Origin of the sequence: Burkholderia sp. BCC1996, from assembly GCF_905339955.1 — a bacterium.
Lineage (GTDB): Bacteria > Pseudomonadota > Gammaproteobacteria > Burkholderiales > Burkholderiaceae > Burkholderia.
This window is the reverse complement of record NZ_CAJPHM010000021.1, coordinates 26581-44029: the sequence shown is the minus strand read 5'-3', so window position 1 is coordinate 44029 and position 17449 is coordinate 26581. Positions and strand designations below refer to the sequence as shown.

Genomic DNA, 17449 nt, shown 5'->3' with positions numbered 1-17449 from the left:
ACACCGCTGCCGATCGATTCACACGTGCCGTCTGGAAAACGGACCCGAAATACCCCGTTTGCCGTGGGAGCGAAATTCCCAACCGGAACCGACGCCAGCGCTGAACGCCTCCTTTGGCTGATGACGGAGAATGGTGTATCGAACACCGTTCTCATCCAGGTGATTCACTACAAGTGGGACAATAGTTACGTTGCGGATGTCCTGAGACGGTATTCGGGAAAATTTCATTCGGTTGCGCGCGTAAATCCGACCGACCCCGCAGCGCTCGAGCACTTGTGTGAACTGACAGCACAAGGATTCAGGGTGTACAACTCAGCCCGTCAGCGACCTCACAAGGGGACTGGATCGACGGGCCGCTGATGCTCCACCGGTGGTCTCGATGTGAGCAACTCAAGGTTCCGATGACTTTGCTTACGCCCGCCGCCCGCCTTCAACAGATCGCCGCACTCATCGAGCGGTACCCCGACCTGACGGTGGTCATCGACCATATGGCAGACGCATCGCTTGACGAGCCGCATCAGATACGCGGTCTTCTGACGATGGCACGTTATCCGAAGGTCTATGTCAAAATTTCCCATCTCTGGTCTCTGTCGAAGCACCCTTATCCATATGCAGACGCGTTTGTCTTGCTGAAAATGGTGTACGACCCATTTGGCCCGAGGCGACTGATGTGGTGTACTGATCATACGGTTTGTCTTCCGTACACGTCGTACTCACAAATAGTCGCCTTGTATCGCGACCATCCGGGCTTTATGCCATTGGCAGTCCGTCGCGAGATTTGGCACGGCACCGTGCACCAAGTCTGGCCGTTCAATCTCTAACGGTCACGCACGGCATTCTCACCGCGCCGATGGCGCACTGGACCAACCGGGCGCAACCACACCACGACAGTGCCCGGCGGCTCTTCGACGGGCCACTCGCGAGTGCACTCGGGCACCAAGCGCCTGGAATTCTCTCGGGCCTGTTCAACTACCTGGCGGCCGCCTGCTACCTCGCCGGCAACCCGCCTGCCCTGCGCCACGGGCGGATCGCGATAACGTCGTGTGCATGGCGGTTCAAGCGCTATCTCGACACCGCGCCCTGGCGCATCATGCTCGAGTCCATGGAGTCTTGGGCCACACACCACTATCCGCTTGTCCATTGTTTGCAAGAGGTCGTGCACCTCGTCCCTCAAAATCCGCACGCCATTGCACTGAAGGTGGTCCGCATAGCCGGCAAGACTAGGACTTTCCCGTAAGGACAAAGGTCGCCCCAACGAGTTGCGTCGGCCGGGAAGCCTTATACCGAAGGGATTGGCGGACAATACATCATATGCCGTCTACTGCACTGCCGCAAAAACCATCCCTTGACGATAGGTCACGAAATGCATACCGTGATAAAAAATGAACACATCGTAAATAAACAGGCACTATGTAAAATTTGACGCGGCGGGTGTGACAGTGCGTGACATGACACCTGCAGACCAACTGCGCGTCCTGGTATCTGGCGAGCTGGTACCCACAATTGAAGGCGCACGATGTCTAACATTTCACCCATTTCATTCGCCGATTATCAGGCGCTGACAAACCTTGACGCCAGCTACTGGGCTATTGCAGACGGTCGGCACCACATCGGCGCCGAGAAACTTTTCATCGCAGAAGGCGTGTTGACCCTCGGAAACCTTGAGCTGCAAGGTCGTGACGCAATTGCAAAGTTTTTTGCCGACCGCGAGACACAAAACAAGGCATCTGGTCGAGTAACACGTCATGTCGCCGGCCCCCGCACGGTCGAACTGACGGGTGCCGAGTCGGCAGTGCTTCGCTCCGTCGTGCTCGTATTCGCTGGCTCGGGAGAGTTGCCGCTGGAAGCTGGCGTACCGTCGACCATCGCCGACGTGACGGACCATTGTGTGAAGCACGACAAAAACTCCTGGCTCTTTCAAAGCCGTATCGTCAAGCCGGTTTTCGTTGGTGCCGGCGCCGCCAAATTCGCGCGTTAAGCGCGTCACTCCGTCAGAGGCAACAAATGTCAAACACATCGAACACCACTAACCAGACCAATCGCGCGTACCTTGCCTGCGTCCCCCATGTGCCGCTCACATCGGTTCAGGAGCGCGAGGATAACCCCGATTTCTGGCGCGCCTACGACGAGCGCGTCCAGGAGTTTCGCGAGTTCGACCCCGACCTCGTTATCGTGTTTGGCGGTGACCACTACGACGGCATGCACCTGAAACTCAGCCCCCAGTTCGTGGTTGGTCAGGTAGCGGAGGCGCTGAACGACTGCGGTGGCTACCCGGGGGCGCTCAACATCCCTTTGGATATCGCCGGTCGCGCCGTCAATCACCTGGTGGAACACGAATTCGATGTCGCAGTGTCCTATGCGATGGAAGTCGACCATGGATTTTCCAACGTGCTGCACTGGTTCCTCGGCGAGCTGGATGCGAAGCCCGTCCTTCCGATTCACATCAACTCACTCGTCGACCCGAGGCCGACGTTCCGCCGCTGCCGCCTTCTGGGGGCAGAAATCGGTCGCTTTGCACGCACGCTCGGAAAGAAAGTCGCGTTTCTGGGCTCGGGCGGACTGTCGCATCAAACGGACTTCATTTTTCCGCAGTTCCACAACGCGCCCAACGAATACGTCAAAGAGTACATCGTTCACGGCGGTGTACGTGGCGGAGCCATTTCGCGGGACAAGTGGATGCAGGACATTCGCGAAGGCATGGACAAACTCAGCGGCGAGTTGCTGGATGGCAGCTTCCATGCATCGTGGATTAACGAGGCTTGGGACCGTCAATTTCTCGAAGTCCTGGCAAGCGGGAACCTCGAGTGCTTTGACGTCTGGACTGACGCGGACGTGCTCAAGGCGGCGGGTTATGGCGGCAGCGAGGTCCGCCAATGGATTGCTGCTGCGGCTGCTCACCAAGCGTGCGACCGTAACGCAACGCTTCACGTCGACTACTACTCGCCCGACACGACCCTCGCTGTCGGCGTGGGCGTCGTGCACGCCTGACGGTCAGCAACCATTTAGGACGAGGCCGGCATGAACTCCCAACAAACCAACAAGGTCGTGCTCCTGCACGGATGGGGCGGCAATTCTCAATCTGTCTGGGCGGCGAACGGATGGTACGAAGCACTTGACGCTTGCGGGTTTGCTCCCATGCCCATCGACCTTCCGGGCCACGGCGCGGCGAGCGCGTCGCACGACGCGCTCGACTACGCGGACCTTGCCGCTTATGTGCTCGATGAACTGGGAGACACGGGGCCGGTGTCGGCCATCGGTTATTCGCTCGGCTCCAAGGTGCTGCTTGAACTTGCGATACGGCGGCCGGAAATGTTCAGACGCCTCGTCATTGGTGGCCTGGGAGCGAATGCCTTCGCACCTGAGCGCGCCGGAGAACTCGTTGCCAAGTGTCTGGTAAACGGGCCGACGGATGACACCCCACCTGCGGTTCAGACGCTTGCGCAGTACGGAATTGCTGCAGGCAACGACCCGCTTGCAATTGCCGCGGTCCTTCGACGTCCACCCAATCCGATGTTGTCACGAGAGCGAGTCTCGGCTGTCTCATGTCCGGTGCTTCTCGTTAGTGGCGACGCGGACCAGATAGCGACACCGGTATCCCCTTTGGCAGAAGCACTGCCCAACGGCGAAGTGGTGATGCTCGAGGGTGTTGACCATCTTTCGCTCCCAGCGGCCGATGGCTTCCAGGACGCAGCACTGAGGTTTTTGTCGAGCCGTAACGAGCTTTGATGAATGTACCTGTACATCGACAACACGCGAAGTGTCGACATTGAGACCGTGAGGAAAACATGAAATTTGTGAAGAACGCTTGGTATGCGGCTGCCTGGAGCGAAGAAATTGGCCGGGAGCTTTTCCAACGGAAGATGCTTAACGAGCCGGTGCTGCTCTATCGCACGGAAGATGGATGCGCCATCGCGATGTCGGACTACTGCCCACACCGGTTTGCCCCGCTGCACCTGGGCAAGCTCGTCGGGGACACGGTCGAATGCCCGTATCACGGGCTTCAGTTCGACTGCACCGGCAAGTGCGTCGACAACCCGCACGGCGACGGTGCTATTCCGAAAGCGGCTCATGTGCGCACGTATCTCGTCGAAGAGCGGTACGGCTTGGTATGGGTGTGGATGGGCAACCCGGCGATGGCAGACGTGTCCAAGATTGCCGACTATTCGTGCTTGACGGATACGTCGAAATTCAAGGCCGTTCACGGCTACATCAAGCTCAATGCCAATTACCAGCTGGTGATGGACAACCTGACCGACCTTAGTCACGCGTCCTTCGTTCACGAAACCACGCTTGAGCCGCGCGAGACCGCAAAACACAAGTTCCACGTAACCGAAGAGAACGGAACCATCTTCACCAGACAGTGGTGCGCGAACAATCCGATTACCCCGTTGTTCAAGGCCGCTCTCGGTATGGACGGTCCGGTGGACCACTGGCTCGAGATGCGCTTCATTCCGCCCGCGAACATGATGACGTACTACGGAATTACGCGGCCGGGCGCGACTCGCGAAGAGGGTTGGGATACCCACAACCCGAACATCATCACGCCCGAGACCGAGACGACCACGCACTACTTCTGGGGCACGGCCCGGACCTTCGACCTGGAGAACGAGCAGCTGACCGCGATGTTCCGCGAAGGCGCACGCAACGCATTCGAAAACGAAGACCGGCCGATGCTCGAATCCCAGCAGGCGCTGATTGGCTCCACCGACCTGATGACGCTTAAACCGGTGCTGCTGGTGAACGACGCCGGTTCCGTGCGTGTGCGACGCATGTTGAAAAGGATGATTGACGAAGAAGCGACCCAGCCCGAGGTGATTCCGATTGCATCGGTGAGCCCCACCTGAACCGACACCTCCTAGTGTCGTGAGTGAGGAATTCGCATATGAACATCTGGTAGTCGATTTGTAGTCTTTGGCAAAGCAAGGGAAGGTAGCTGTATCAGCGAGATGCGAAGTTGAGGGAGGACTCCATGAACGGGATGAACAGCTCTTTACGTTTGTTGGTCGATAAGTGGCTTGGGTCGACTCCGGCCATGACGGTCCGCGTGACACAGTTCGGCCGCACGAGCTCCAATCAGCGACGCTTTGTATGTGTTGAGGCATTGCGGCCAGCAGGCAAGCTGGCAATATATTTCTTTCTCCATGACGACGGTGAGTGGTGCGTGTTTCCGCCTGCTGTCAAACGTCCTGCGATGAGCGTTCATTGATTTGAACTGGGATTACGGCCCGCTAATTATCAAGCGAAGTTGTAACTCATGACACTAGAAAACCAGGAGACAAAGCATGCAATTCGTCCGTAATGTCTGGTATCCGTTTGCGTGGGACGAAGAGGTCGGAACGGGCCTCTTCACTCGCACGCTCCTTGGAGAGCCGATTGTCGCTTACCGGAAGCAGGACGGTCAGCCAGTCGCGCTCGGAGACACCTGCCCGCATCGATTCGCGCCCTTGCATATGGGCAAACTGGTTGACGACTGCGTGCAGTGCCCGTACCACGGGCTCAAGTTCGAGAGCAGCGGTGCGTGCGTTCACAACCCGCATGGCGACGGGAAGATTCCCACCGCCGCGAAAGTGAAAACCTATCCGCTCGTCGAACGCGATACCCTGCTCTGGATTTGGATGGGGAAGCCCGAAGAAGCAAAATCCGACGTCATCCCTGACTTCAGCTTCCTCAATAACGTGGAGGAGTTCGACTACACCGGTGGCCACGTCATGCGCATGCGGCTGAAGCTCGAACTTATCACCGACAACCTGATGGACCTGACACACGCGGCCTATCTCCATCCGACCAATCTCGGCAGCGCGGCGGTAGCCCACGGAAAAATGACGGTCACGCAGACGGGCAACACCGTCCTGTCGCAAAACCTTTATCCGGATGGTCTTCCGGCCGCGGTCTTCTCGATGACAGGCGCGTGCCCGCCGGACAAGAACGTCGACTACTGGGTGGATGTGCGCTGGGACCCGCCCGGGGCCATGTACTTCTACGCTGGCGTCACGCCGGCCGGTCGTCCCCGTACCGAAGGTGCGCAGCTTTCTAGCGCGCAGTTGCTCGCACCCGAATCCGAGTCGACCACTCACTATTTCTGGAAGATGTACCGGAACTATCAGCGCAATCAGCCGGAGTTGACCGCGGGTATCGAGGCGGCGGTCGCACAGGCCTTCGGGACGGAAGACGAACCGATGATTGCGGCTGTCCAGGAGCGGATGCGCGGACGCGATTTGTGGGCCATGAAGCCGGTGTTACTGAGTACCGATGGCGGTGCTGTGCGCGTGCGGCGACTGCTTGAGCAGATGGTGCAGGCGGAGAACGCCCAATCCGCAACGACCTGAAAGAAAGGTACAGACAGGCCATGAGTAAAGTCATCGTCACCTGCGCCATCACCGGCTCGACTCACACGCCGTCGATGTCACCCTATCTGCCCGTCACGGCAGACGAAATTGCCACTGCAGCTATTGGGGCTGCCGAAGCTGGCGCATCCATGGTGCATCTGCATGCCCGTGACCCGAAGGACGGACGGCCGTCACAGGACCTGGATCTGTTCCGCGAGTTTCTTCCCCGTATCCGGGAAAATTCGAACGTCGTGATTAACCTCACGACGGGTGGCTCGCCGGCGATGTCGGTCGAGGAACGGCTGCAGCCAGCCCTGCAGCTCAAGCCTGAGGTCGCATCGTTGAACATGGGCTCAATGAACTTCGGCCTCTACCCCATGCTCGGGCGCTTCAAGGAGTTCAAGCACGACTGGGAGCGGCCGTACCTCGAAGGAAGCGCCGAGCGCATCTTCAAGAACACGTTCAAGGACATCGAGTACATCCTCACGTCCTGCCGCGAGAACGACACCCGATTCGAGATTGAATGCTACGACATCGGCCATCTGTACACGGCGGCGCATTTTCTTGAACGCGGTCTCGTCAAGCCTCCCTTGTTCATCCAGTCGGTGTTCGGCATTCTCGGCGGCATCGGACCTCATCCTGAAGATGTGCTTCAGATGAAGCGCACTGCGGACCGGCTGTTCGGGAACGACTATGTGTGGTCCGTGCTCGGCGCAGGCGCGAACCAGATGCGCATCTGCACAATGGCCGCCACGCTCGGCGGTAATGTGCGCGTTGGCCTTGAGGATTCGCTCTGGTCCGGTCGTAGCCGACTGGCCGAGACCAATGCAGAACAGGTGCGAAGGATTCGAACCGTGCTTGACGCACTTTCCCTCGAAGTGGCAACGCCAGACGAAGCCAGAGATATTCTGGTGCTCAAAGGCGGAGCCAACGTGGCTTTCTAAAGTAGTAGTTCAATTTCTTGCTGGAAGTCACACAGTGATTTAGGACAACAAAATGCAACATGCTACTCTAGATGTCAAAGTCCTGCGCAAGCGATTCGAAGCTGAAGGTATAGCCAGCTTCGAACTGGGTTCACCCGACGGTACGCATCTGCCGTCGTTTAGCGCAGGCGCGCACATTGACGTGTTTCTGCCGAACGGCATGATCCGACAGTATTCTCTGTGCAACGCCGCAGGCCAGAAAGATATTTACCAGATAGCTGTGTTGCGCGACCAGAACAGCAGAGGAGGGTCAGTCTGCATTCATGACGTGGTGCAGGAAGGCCAGGTCCTCAAGATAAGCGAGCCACGCAATCATTTTCCTCTTGCCAACGGCGCGTCCCACTCGGTCCTGATTGCCGGCGGGATTGGCGTGACCCCCATCCTCTCCATGGCAGAGCGGCTCTCACACGCTGGAGCCTCGTTCGAATTCCACTATTGCACCCGCAATCGTGAGCGGACGGCGTTCCTGGACCGAATCTCTGAGTCGCTCTATGCCTCGCGCGTTCGGTTTCATTTCGACGACGGCCCAGAGGACCAGCGGTTTAATGCAGACGAAGTGCTACGCGCGTCACTGGCCCTGAACGCACATCTTTACGTCTGTGGGCCAGGAGGCTTCCTCGACTTCGTTCTGGAGCGCGCACGTGACGCCGGCTGGTCAGGAAGCCACCTTCACCGGGAGTATTTCACGGCTGCCCCGGTCGATTGCTCGCAAGCGGGTGAATTCGAGGTCGAGCTTGCCAGCACCGGGAAAGTCATTCCGATATTGCCCGAACAAACCGTCGTCGAGGTCCTTGCAACGCATGGCGTAGAAATACCCGTCTCGTGTGAACAGGGCGTGTGCGGCACCTGCATCACGCGGGTCCTGTCTGGCGAACCTGACCATCGCGACATGTTCATGACTGACGAGGAGCACGCCCGAAACGACCAGTTCACCCCGTGTTGCTCGCGGTCGAAATCTGGGCGGCTGGTACTCGACCTATAGGCGCAAATTCGAAGGAGGCAAGGTGGATTTCATACACGCAACCATTGCGCTGCTGCGAACGCTTACTGAGTGCATGAGCGTTGCCGAGGTTGGCCGCCGGTGGGCGGAGCTGGGCGAGTTCCTGTGTTCAGCTCTGGATTGGCAAGAAGGAAACCGGTAGTCATCGGACTATCGGTGCAGGAATTAGTCGCAGGATGACAGAGCAGACGGGCTGAACCCGCTCATCCCGACAGAAATAAGCCATATCGGAGACACAAATGAAGATGACGATTCATCGTATCACCCTGCTGTGTGTGCTCAGCGCGGCAGCCGTATCAGGCAGTGCATGGGCGACAAACGGTTCTTACCTTACTGGGTACGGTTCGTATGCATCGGGCATGGGCGGTGTCGATATCGCATTGCCTCAGGATGCTCTGGTGGCGGCGGACAACCCGGCGGGTATGGCGATGGTCGGCAATCGCTTCGACGTTTACGGCATCTTGCTGGTGACCCAGTCGGACTCGACGTTCGCATCCTATCAGAACCACTTCTACTCCAGGGCTATCGTCCCTGCGCTAGGCCTCGGATTCAACTACCAGATTTCGCCGCAGTGGACCGTCGGCGTATCTGTAACCGGAGTGGGCATCTCCGACAATTATGGGAAATCGGTCCTGCCGGTTCCAGGCGCCGGGCCCGCCAAATCCAGTCTCATCGGCATCAACACAATGCCTACTGTCACCTACAAGCCCCTGCCGAATCTCGCAGTGGGCGTGTCTCTCGTGCTTGGGCTCGAGCAATTTCGCAGCAATGGCGCGGTCGGGGCTACTCATGACGGGGTCCCATTTGCGCTGCCAAGTCATGGGACACGATACGCGATGGGCATTGGCGCAGGTGTCGGGGTGCTGTGGACGCCAATCCCGTTGGTCGATTTGGGCGCGTCGTATTACACGAAGACGTGGTTTTCGGCTCTTCCGGGCTATCGGGACGACCTGCTGGCAGCAAGTGACGGTCACTTGGATGGGCCGTCTCGTTACGGCGTGGGCATCGCGCTGCATCCCCTGCCGAAGCTGACTATCGCGGCCGACTACATGCGCATTCAATGGTCTGGCGCCTCGGGCTACAACATCGCGAACAGTTTCAATTGGCACGACCAGAACGTCGTTCGCGTTGGTGCTTCGTATGACATCTCGAGCAAATGGACCGTGCGGGCTGGCTATAGCATTGCCAACAGTCACTTCGACTCGGACCATACCCTTGCGAACTTCTACGCCTCAGGTATCAACGACCGGGCGGTGACTGCTGGCGTCACCTATTCATTCGACGCGAAAAACTCTATCACGGCGGCGGTCGAGTACGACATACCACGGTCGGTTCGAGGCACGGGCCCGAGCATCGGTACGAGCATTAGTACGAACTTCCAAGTGTACACGATTGGCTACACCCACAAGTTCTGAAAAGACGCATGGAAGTGCGTGTAACAAAAGGAGGTCTTATGCTTGACGCAACTCGTCGGCCAAGCTTACGAAGCAGATTGTCGAATACCGGACAGCCTCTTCTTGGCACTTTCATCAAAACGCCGTCGGTCCACGTTGTCGAGATACTTGGTGCTGCCGGCTTCGATTTTCTCGTCATCGATGCCGAGCACGCTGCGTTCGACCGACACTCGATAGACCTCGCGTTGCTCGCGGCGCGTGCTGCCGGCGTACACGCTGTGGTGCGCGTGCGCAACTACGACGCAACCGAAATCCTTGCGGCACTCGACGACGGAGCGGACGGAGTGCTCGTACCTCACATCTCGAGTCGCGAGCAGGCGAAAGCCTTGGTGCGAGCTTGCCGCTACTCGAGTGGACGCGGGTTTTCCAATTCACCACGTGCAGGAGCCTACGGCGCCACCGCGATGTGGCGACATGTTGACAATGAGGACGAGCGTGTCGCGGTCATCGCAATGATTGAGGACCCTTCAGCCGTCGAATCTATCGAAGAAATTCTCTCGGTCGACGGCATAGACGCCATCTTCATTGGACGCGGTGATTTGACCGTTGCCATGGCTGACCGGGAAGCTGGGGCACCTTCTGTTCAAGCTGCAGCCAATCGAGTCATTGAGGCTGCGGTTCGACATGCCAAACCGGTCTGGTTGCTCCCCTCATCAGCGGAGGAAGCAGTGACCCTCACGAAGCAGCAAGTTAAGGGTTTCATCGTTTCCTCGGACCAAGGACTTCTGCGCTCAGTGGCGCTCAAGACCTTGCGAGAGTTCAGAGCACCGTTCGACAAGATGTGAGCGTAAGGGAGGCAACATGTACGACAAGAACGACCCGCGCGCCGGCTTGCAACCGGGCGCTTCTGCTGCTACGGAATTTGCTGGCGCCGAGTACGCAAGGTTCTACGATTCGCCGCCGCAGGAACAATCAGCGCAGATGAAGGCGTGGATAGCGCGGGGCCAGAACTTCGTGACCGTATTTATTGAAGCCGATGAAGGCGCAATCTTAGCGCGTGAATCACAGCCGGACGAATACGTCGTGCTGGTTCCGGACGCGACCGGCGCCGCGCAGGTCCAGTGGGACGGCAAAACTTCGGCGTTGCCCGGGGCGTCGATTACCTTCGTGCCCAAGGGCGCAAGCGAGGTTACTTTTTCCAAACCGGGCCGCTATCTGCTGCTGTTTAGCTCTCAGAGCGAGGATATGGCTGCGGCTAGCGTCAACGCTGCGTCGTACACGAATCCGCATCCGAATATTCAAGAGTGGCAACCCTGGCCGGACCCGGTCAACGGCTGGAAAGTTCGCAGCTACAGCCTCGATGTGCCGGATAAACCGGGACGCTTCGGCCGCATCTGGCGCTGTTCCACCTTCATGGTCAACTTCCTGCCTGCACAGTTGGGACCGCGCGATGTGACGAAGCTTTCACCCCATTCTCATGACTCGTTCGAGCAAGGTTCATTTGCTCTCGATGGAGAGTTTACTCACCATATCCGATGGCCGTGGACGCCAAACTTACACAAATGGCGACCGGACGACCATGAATTTTGCGCTGCGCCTTCCCTCGCCGTTATCCCACCTCCAGCGATACATACGTCCCGTGGAATGGACCAGAAGGTCAATCAGCTCATCGACATCTTTGCGCCCCCTCGGGTCGATTTCTCGTTGAAAGATGGTTGGGTGCTCAACGCTACCGACTACCCCATGCCTAAAACCTAACCCAGCGCTACCCATTGTTAAAGCGTCGTCGGGCGGGCACTAGCCAGCGCTACCCACGACACGACCGCAACCATATTGGCGTGCGGCCGTCGCGATTGCGGCCAAGAATGCAAGGATGGCCTGGGCGGTCCTGAAATACGGAGAGGACTTCAAGCCCGAGCCGGTTGCTTGCTGCATAAAGCCTGCAGTGCACCAACCGGTTGCCACTTCGAAAATGACAACAGCCATGACCAGATAGAAGATCACTTTGCACTGCCAGCGGTGACGTGAAGCGGGTTGGACCCGCGTGGGGCGTACCTGGGATAGCACGGGGGATTTAACTCCCGAACAGCGAACGAGGTCCTCGCGCGCGTCTTTCATCAGGGTCCGGACCATTGGTCCAATATGACCGGTTGTAGTACAGCAGTCCTTCACCTTCTCACACGCACCAGTACGGCATTGCATCAATGCATCAACCGAAAACCACGCTCGAGCTTGCGCTCAACGGGAAAGCCCTTGTAGTGCTATCGTGTTCCATGCTGGCCTCCGTGCGGGAAAGTGCCGGGTGTGGCACCGTCCACACCGTGCGGCTCTGGCAGCAATGCTAACCCGCGTTTGCTTCCCCACCGCAGGCCAGCCCTCTACCCCACGCGAAGTCATACTGCCTACATTGAAGTGCTTCGCGACAGGCCGGTCTTCGAAATCGATGTATTCGCGCCGGTACGAGAAGACTATGCACACCTGCTTGACCATCAACGAGACGAATGGACTCCTTCATCGAACTGATGGATATCGAGCGGACGGTGCAGACTGCGCACTCGCGACGGCAGGTGCAAGAGTCTCTGGCGGGCGTCATTTGGTTTCGACGTCCGCGCCTCTGTTGCCAGACACAGCAGTTGACCAATTGCAGCCTCGCTCTTTAGTTCACCGCGCCCGATGCGAGCGTTAATGTGACACGGTCCACGCTTCACCTGTAAACGGGGCGGCGAATGGCGGCAACGGTGGCAACGGAGCGGTGGCGATTTTCTTGGCCTTCTGCGACGAGACGCCTAACCCTCTCAGGATGATGGCTGTGATTTCGCTTGCGTAAGACGGGTCCGGGTTTCTGTGCAGGATGTGCAGAAACGCCGTAAGTATCGTACCGAGGAGCAGGTCCCGACCAGTCTCAGGGTCGTCAAGGGCAAAGGCTCCCGAAGCGACGCCGTCGACAATTGTCTTGCTTGCCTCGTTGAAGGTCTCTTCGCCGAAGAGTTTGGGGCCGTTCAGACTCACGTTGACCATCGCCCAAGCCCACTTCGTGTCCTGCTGAGCCTTATTCAAGTAATAACGGGTTGCGATGCCCGCGCGACGTGCGGCGTCAGATTCTGCGTTCACGATTGGAAGAAGCGCGGAGTTGAAGTGGTGGCTCAGTTCGTACGCGACGATATCGAAGATGTCCTCGCGGCTCACGAAGTAGTTGTAGAACGTTGTCCTCGTCATGCCAACGCTCAGAACGATGTCTTCAACGCGAGCTAGGCGCCCGTCCTCATGCCCAAGCAAGTCGACAGCGGCGCGAAGAAGCGCCAGTCGCGTGCGGGCTTTTTTGGGTAGCTGCTGGGACACGGGTTTCGTTCTTGCGAGCACGGATGGTCACCTCTGGTGAAGATGTCTGATGGTACCAGTTTCACATCATGGAGGGTAAATGACAGATAGCCGAAGTAACGACGTAACCCTCTGCCGCAGGCTTGATATCGTCTTCAATCGTCCTACTCGGAAAAACGCCTTGACCGATGAGATGTACCGAACGGTCGTCGCTGCACTGGAACAGGCAGAGAGTGCGAAGAACGTGAAGGTTGTCGTTCTATCATGTGAGGGCGGCGATTTTTCGGCTGGACATGACCTTGAAGGCTTCCTCTCGGAGCCCCGCTGCTTGCGTTCGTGAGCACGCTAAGTCGGTTTAGCAAGCCAATCATTGCTTCAGTCGAGGGCCTTGCAGTCGCGATTGGTACCACGTCGCTCTTGCATTGCGACCTTGTCTACGCAGGAGAGAACCCGCGCTTCCGACTTCCGTTCGTCAGCCCCTGGGCTTGGTGTCGGAGGCGGGCTCAAGAATGCTGCCTACTGCCGCGGCGGACATCAAAACGCTTCTGAGCGCCTGCTTTGAGGTGAGACATTCTCGGCAACCGTCGCCACTGCCTGCGGAGTCGTCAATCGAATTCTGGCTGACGGAAGCGTGTAGAAATTCGCGATTGCCCAAGAGAAATCAGCGGCGTGCAGCAAGGCTCGATACAAGGGACGAGGGCACTCCTGCGATGCCGCAGAAAGGCAACTGGATGGGAGCCAGTTTTTGAGCAGACGCAGCAGGAGGTGGAGAGGTTCTCGGAACGACTTGACGGTCCAGCCCTGAGGGAGGCCGTCAGTGCCTTCCGGGAAAAACGAGCCGCGGATTTCTCTGAATTTGACTAGACGTATCCGGCTCTACGCTCAAGACGGTACCTGGCCATCGCAGACATTCTGCTAGGTAATATCGTCAACTGCCGTCAAGTCCTCGCTCTGTTGGCAAGGGTGGTCCCTTGATAAACCGCGAGACACGGGATAACCGGATGCCGGACCGCGAAATCCGCAAGGCCCTTCAACGTGCCTTGCAAGAAAGCCCCGGGGTTGATGCGACGCAACTGGCTCACGAACTCGGCGTGTCGACGAGACAAGTAATGGCGAAGTTTCCAGATGAGAACGCGGCAATTGCCGCCGCGCCGCCAAACGTCGAAAAGCAAAGTCTTTCCACCAGCGGTAGCCTTTCATCAACGAATACTACCGCGCGCATCGAGCGATCGAGCACAACGGGCAGCACGCAAGCCGACGACGAGTGCTCGAGAACATGACCTCCTTCCCGTCCGGCGACCGGGAAGACCATCAAACAGCGTAACGCGTTGTCCACGCATGAACCAACCGGTGAGCAGCACGATCTGCATCGCGATCAAGGGCCCAAGGTCGCCTCCGGCAGCGGGAAGCTCAAACAAGTCATTCCAGCTTGGATGATTTGTACGCCCCCTGCATCGACAGTTGTCGATTACGACATCTATAGGGTAACGTCAAAAGTGCCGACCACAGCCAACATGCGCACTCGATGGTGGGCCCGGCCGGACTTGAACCGGCGACCAATCGATTATGAGTCGACTGCTCTAACCAGCTGAGCTACAGGCCCACGATGGAGCGGGTGAGGGAAATCGAACCCCCGTCGTAAGCTTGGAAGGCTTCTGCTCTACCATTGAGCTACACCCGCGGCGGCACGCATTTTCGCACAATTTGGGGCGCCAACAGGATACAGGTTTACGTTGACTTCTTGCCGCGCGTGACCTCGATCGTTTTGCCGAATGTTTGTCATCCACGTGCTTTGCATGTGAATGATCAATAGGCCTGACTCGATCAATCCTCTCCTGGCCACCAAGGTTTCGCAGGCGGCCGAATCAGGTAATCGTCCAGGTTCTTGTCGACTAGCCATTTCGGACGGGCGCCGTGCCCCGACCACGATTTGCCCGATGATGGATCGTAGTATTTGGCGGGGCGCTTCTTCAGTTTTTCCTTCAAAAATCCGGCCGCCCGCAGCAGTTCCAGCTCCGTGATGCCGTACTGTTTGACCTGCTCACGTATCGCTGCCAGTACGGCCGCTTTTTCCTTCTTTCGCGCGTCGTCAAGGAGCAAGTTGACGTGACCAAGTTGCTCCTGTAGTGCTTGAATTTTACTGGTTGTCATAGGAAGTCGTGTTCATCGCGAGCGTGAGCGCCTGCTCGCCGGGCAGGCGAGCTCAGCTTACTAAATTGCTGTCTGTTCGACCGTTACGATGGTGATGGTGCCTGGGCAGGACGACATGCCTTCAGCATCATTGCACACGCGGCATCTGCCGGCCGATACCCGCCCTGCTTCGCTGCCCGTCAGATCGACTCGTTTGGCGCCGGCAGCGAGGCGGGTCCAGTAACGATGTCCTCGACACCAAGTCTTCCCCTCAGCTCGGTCTCGCTCGAGCGGAGTTCTTGGGCCCGATGGATCAAGTCCTCGAGAATGCCGACCCTGAGGGGAATCTTGGACGCCGGATTTCGCGGGAAGGCCTGGGAAAGCTGCTTCTGGAGCCTCGCGATCGACAACACCACCGGGTCCGGGGTGCTCGACGATGGCGGTTGCGAAGCAACCTGCTTTCTCCGCGTATTGGCCGCCTGCTCCCGCGCTCACAAGTCCGTCGCGCAACATCGCAAGTTGGTCGAAGCCCATCCCGTCGCACCCGTTGAAAAATAGTCGGGGATTGTAGCAGTCGGCGGTTCGGAGACGTTACACGCAATCCAGCAGGCCTTCTGCGACTGGCCTTAACGGGGTACCCCGGCATTGGACGTGACTGGTGTCTGGAACCGACGTCACGCGTCGCTTTGCATCGGAAATGTGCGAACGCATGTTGCTTTAACCGCCCTGCTCGCTGGCACGATGCTCAGCAGGCCGGATCATGGGGCGGCAACCGAAGACAATGCGGCGCAGTGGCCGCAGCATAGTCGACTGAATGCTCGCTTGTCAGATGAGACAGGTTACGGACTCGGATCCGTCCGCGTCGATCCTGGAACAGTTGCGCATCGACCCGACGGCCGCCCGCCACGAGGATCGCCCGTCCGCCGCCGCACTTCCAGCGTCCGGACTTCGCATCAACTGACCGTCGTGGATACGCCAATCACTTGCGGCCATCGCCGTTTGCGACTTGCCAGAGCGATTGCGAGGCTCGCCCAGCTGCAGCGGTCACGATAAGTGTAAAGCCATCGGCCATTGCGTCGTGCTGAGGGGAGTCGCATCATCGTGCGCGACACGGTCAACCCGTCCGCGGTCTTTGCGGGTGGGAACGTTCGCTGCTCGAGTCGGCGATCCGCGAAGACCCATTCGGCAGATGTTCACGATGTGATCTGGCCGCCGGCGCGGTCGCCGTTAAGGTTGCCCTGCGGGTCAAGGGCGATAGCGAACCCCGTGACGGTCGAAGGCGCAGAGGTTGCGTGGTCGGCAGTGAATGTTATAGGGTAGTGGCCGAGCCAGCCTCTGGCGGACCTGATCGAGGAATTGACGAATGAACAAGCACGAACTGATCGACGCCGTTTCTGCCGCCACGGGCGACAGCAAAGCCAGCACTGGGACCACTATTGATGCCATTCTCGAGACGGTGACGCTAGCGGTCACGTATGGGGATACGGTGCAGCTGATCGGATTTGGTTCCTTTTCGAGCGTCACGCGCGCCGAACGAAACGGACGCAATCCATCTACAGGGGTATCCATCACGATCCCGGCAGCCAAGACGGTCAAGTTTACTGCGGGCAAAGCATTCAAAGATGCCGTGAACGGATGATGGACGGCTTTTCAACGACCGAGCCAGTCGAAACAATTTCCCCGGGAGTGCGATTTCACGCAAAAAGAGTTCGAAGCACAGTTGCGGGCCGGCTTCCCAGCACCGACGCACCCTGACAGTGACGGTGTTGTTGCCGACGGACAGAACGTCCGGACGAGATCAGCTTTGCCCTATCGCCCTGCCCTGGCTGTCTGCCGCTACGGCAACAGGGACCTTTATCTGTTCAACGAGCCGATTCGTGCCGCGTCCATGTACGTGGTTTCTGCAGCTGGCAGGTCTCGGTGACGATTCCATCGAATGCTACAAAACGGTCGAGCACGCAGTCGAGGCCGCGTACACGCACACTGATTAGTCGAATGATTGGCTCCTTGTAGAGGATGCGGTGCCAGTCTTCGAATGACTGCAGATACTCCACGACTGGCAGCTGGATGTCGCGCCACTACATGAGGTGATCGACGCCGAGCGCCAGCTCAAGCGCTTTGTTGCCGAAATAGCTGCGCTCCCTATGAATGGTCGGGATTGGCCGGACCGGCCCAGCGGTCTTGCCACGGCGATCGCCCAATCGACACGCCCACTGGTGTACTTGAGGAGCACTTTATCCGCGTCAAAATCGCGGGGTACGCGGAAGCTGCGGCTATAAGTAGGAGAGCGTCGCACAA

The 17449-nt window shown here is 58.3% G+C and carries 18 protein-coding genes, 2 tRNA genes and 1 pseudogene; 16 read left to right on the top strand and 5 right to left on the bottom strand.

Annotated features, from left to right (window positions below):
• Positions 1 to 296: 296 nt before the first annotated feature.
• The 12 genes from U4Z64_RS27205 to U4Z64_RS27150 all read left to right on the top strand — a co-directional run bounded on the left by U4Z64_RS27205 (position 297) and on the right by U4Z64_RS27150 (position 11461).
• On the top strand, positions 297 to 821 hold the full coding sequence (locus U4Z64_RS27205) for an amidohydrolase family protein (RefSeq protein WP_321821643.1): 525 nt from the start codon (positions 297 to 299) through the stop codon (positions 819 to 821).
• A 29-nt stretch (positions 822 to 850) separates the two neighbouring features.
• Positions 851 to 1237 carry a hypothetical protein gene (locus U4Z64_RS27200; protein WP_321821583.1) on the top strand — a complete coding sequence of 129 codons (387 nt, stop codon included), beginning with the start codon at positions 851 to 853 and terminating at the stop codon, positions 1235 to 1237.
• A 279-nt stretch (positions 1238 to 1516) separates the two neighbouring features.
• Positions 1517 to 1978 (top strand): nuclear transport factor 2 family protein, encoded by a 462-nt coding sequence (locus U4Z64_RS27195; protein WP_321821582.1) that lies wholly within the window; start codon positions 1517 to 1519, stop codon positions 1976 to 1978.
• A gap of 26 nt (positions 1979 to 2004) precedes the next feature.
• Positions 2005 to 2988, top strand: a complete 984-nt coding sequence (locus tag U4Z64_RS27190; RefSeq protein WP_321821581.1) for a hypothetical protein — start codon at positions 2005 to 2007, stop codon at positions 2986 to 2988.
• Positions 2989 to 3018: 30 nt separating this feature from the next.
• Positions 3019 to 3726: an alpha/beta hydrolase gene (locus U4Z64_RS27185; protein ID WP_321821580.1), complete on the top strand. Its 708-nt coding sequence runs from the start codon at positions 3019 to 3021 to the stop codon at positions 3724 to 3726.
• 59 nt (positions 3727 to 3785) lie between these two features.
• Positions 3786 to 4844, top strand: a complete 1059-nt coding sequence (locus U4Z64_RS27180) for an aromatic ring-hydroxylating dioxygenase subunit alpha (protein WP_321821579.1) — start codon at positions 3786 to 3788, stop codon at positions 4842 to 4844.
• 438 nt (positions 4845 to 5282) lie between these two features.
• Positions 5283 to 6326 carry an aromatic ring-hydroxylating dioxygenase subunit alpha gene (locus tag U4Z64_RS27175; RefSeq protein WP_321821578.1) on the top strand — a complete coding sequence of 348 codons (1044 nt, stop codon included), beginning with the start codon at positions 5283 to 5285 and terminating at the stop codon, positions 6324 to 6326.
• A 20-nt stretch (positions 6327 to 6346) separates the two neighbouring features.
• Entirely contained in the window at positions 6347 to 7270 is a 924-nt protein-coding gene (locus tag U4Z64_RS27170; RefSeq protein WP_321821577.1) for a 3-keto-5-aminohexanoate cleavage protein, read from the top strand.
• A gap of 52 nt (positions 7271 to 7322) precedes the next feature.
• Positions 7323 to 8291 (top strand): PDR/VanB family oxidoreductase, encoded by a 969-nt coding sequence (locus U4Z64_RS27165; protein WP_321821576.1) that lies wholly within the window; start codon positions 7323 to 7325, stop codon positions 8289 to 8291.
• 257 nt (positions 8292 to 8548) lie between these two features.
• Positions 8549 to 9724, top strand: coding sequence for an OmpP1/FadL family transporter (locus tag U4Z64_RS27160; protein WP_321821575.1), 1176 nt, complete (start codon positions 8549 to 8551; stop codon positions 9722 to 9724).
• A 77-nt stretch (positions 9725 to 9801) separates the two neighbouring features.
• Positions 9802 to 10548 (top strand): HpcH/HpaI aldolase family protein, encoded by a 747-nt coding sequence (locus tag U4Z64_RS27155; RefSeq protein ID WP_321821574.1) that lies wholly within the window; start codon positions 9802 to 9804, stop codon positions 10546 to 10548.
• A 16-nt stretch (positions 10549 to 10564) separates the two neighbouring features.
• Positions 10565 to 11461 (top strand): hypothetical protein, encoded by an 897-nt coding sequence (locus U4Z64_RS27150; RefSeq protein WP_321821573.1) that lies wholly within the window; start codon positions 10565 to 10567, stop codon positions 11459 to 11461.
• A gap of 924 nt (positions 11462 to 12385) precedes the next feature.
• Here the strand turns inward: U4Z64_RS27150 and U4Z64_RS27145 are convergent.
• Positions 12386 to 13042, bottom strand: a complete 657-nt coding sequence (locus U4Z64_RS27145) for a TetR/AcrR family transcriptional regulator (RefSeq protein WP_321821572.1) — start codon at positions 13040 to 13042, stop codon at positions 12386 to 12388.
• A 79-nt stretch (positions 13043 to 13121) separates the two neighbouring features.
• Between U4Z64_RS27145 and U4Z64_RS37655 the strand changes: the two genes are divergently transcribed.
• The 3 genes from U4Z64_RS37655 to U4Z64_RS27140 all read left to right on the top strand — a co-directional run bounded on the left by U4Z64_RS37655 (position 13122) and on the right by U4Z64_RS27140 (position 14301).
• Positions 13122 to 13361 (top strand): enoyl-CoA hydratase/isomerase family protein, encoded by a 240-nt coding sequence (locus U4Z64_RS37655; RefSeq protein ID WP_415750602.1) that lies wholly within the window; start codon positions 13122 to 13124, stop codon positions 13359 to 13361.
• Complete coding sequence (locus U4Z64_RS37650) at positions 13358 to 13570, top strand: enoyl-CoA hydratase-related protein (RefSeq protein WP_415750601.1); 213 nt, start codon at positions 13358 to 13360, stop codon at positions 13568 to 13570. The genes U4Z64_RS37655 and U4Z64_RS37650 overlap by 4 nt, the downstream gene beginning before the upstream one ends.
• A gap of 452 nt (positions 13571 to 14022) precedes the next feature.
• Positions 14023 to 14301, top strand: coding sequence for a hypothetical protein (locus U4Z64_RS27140; protein WP_321821571.1), 279 nt, complete (start codon positions 14023 to 14025; stop codon positions 14299 to 14301).
• Positions 14302 to 14547: 246 nt separating this feature from the next.
• Here the strand turns inward: U4Z64_RS27140 and U4Z64_RS27135 are convergent.
• The 4 genes and pseudogenes from U4Z64_RS27135 to U4Z64_RS27120 all read right to left on the bottom strand — a co-directional run.
• Positions 14548 to 14624: transfer RNA gene (locus U4Z64_RS27135), tRNA-Ile, on the bottom strand.
• Between the two features lie 4 nt (positions 14625 to 14628).
• Positions 14629 to 14702 (bottom strand) — tRNA-Gly (locus U4Z64_RS27130).
• Positions 14703 to 14845: 143 nt separating this feature from the next.
• Positions 14846 to 15172, bottom strand: coding sequence for an H-NS histone family protein (locus U4Z64_RS27125; RefSeq protein WP_321821570.1), 327 nt, complete (start codon positions 15170 to 15172; stop codon positions 14846 to 14848).
• Between the two features lie 101 nt (positions 15173 to 15273).
• A pseudogene (locus U4Z64_RS27120) lies at positions 15274 to 15582 on the bottom strand (ProQ/FinO family protein); the annotation flags it as partial.
• 932 nt (positions 15583 to 16514) lie between these two features.
• On the opposite strand from U4Z64_RS27120, the gene U4Z64_RS27115 reads away from it, so the two are divergent.
• Positions 16515 to 16790, top strand: coding sequence for an HU family DNA-binding protein (locus tag U4Z64_RS27115; protein ID WP_321821569.1), 276 nt, complete (start codon positions 16515 to 16517; stop codon positions 16788 to 16790).
• Positions 16791 to 17449: the final 659 nt, after the last annotated feature.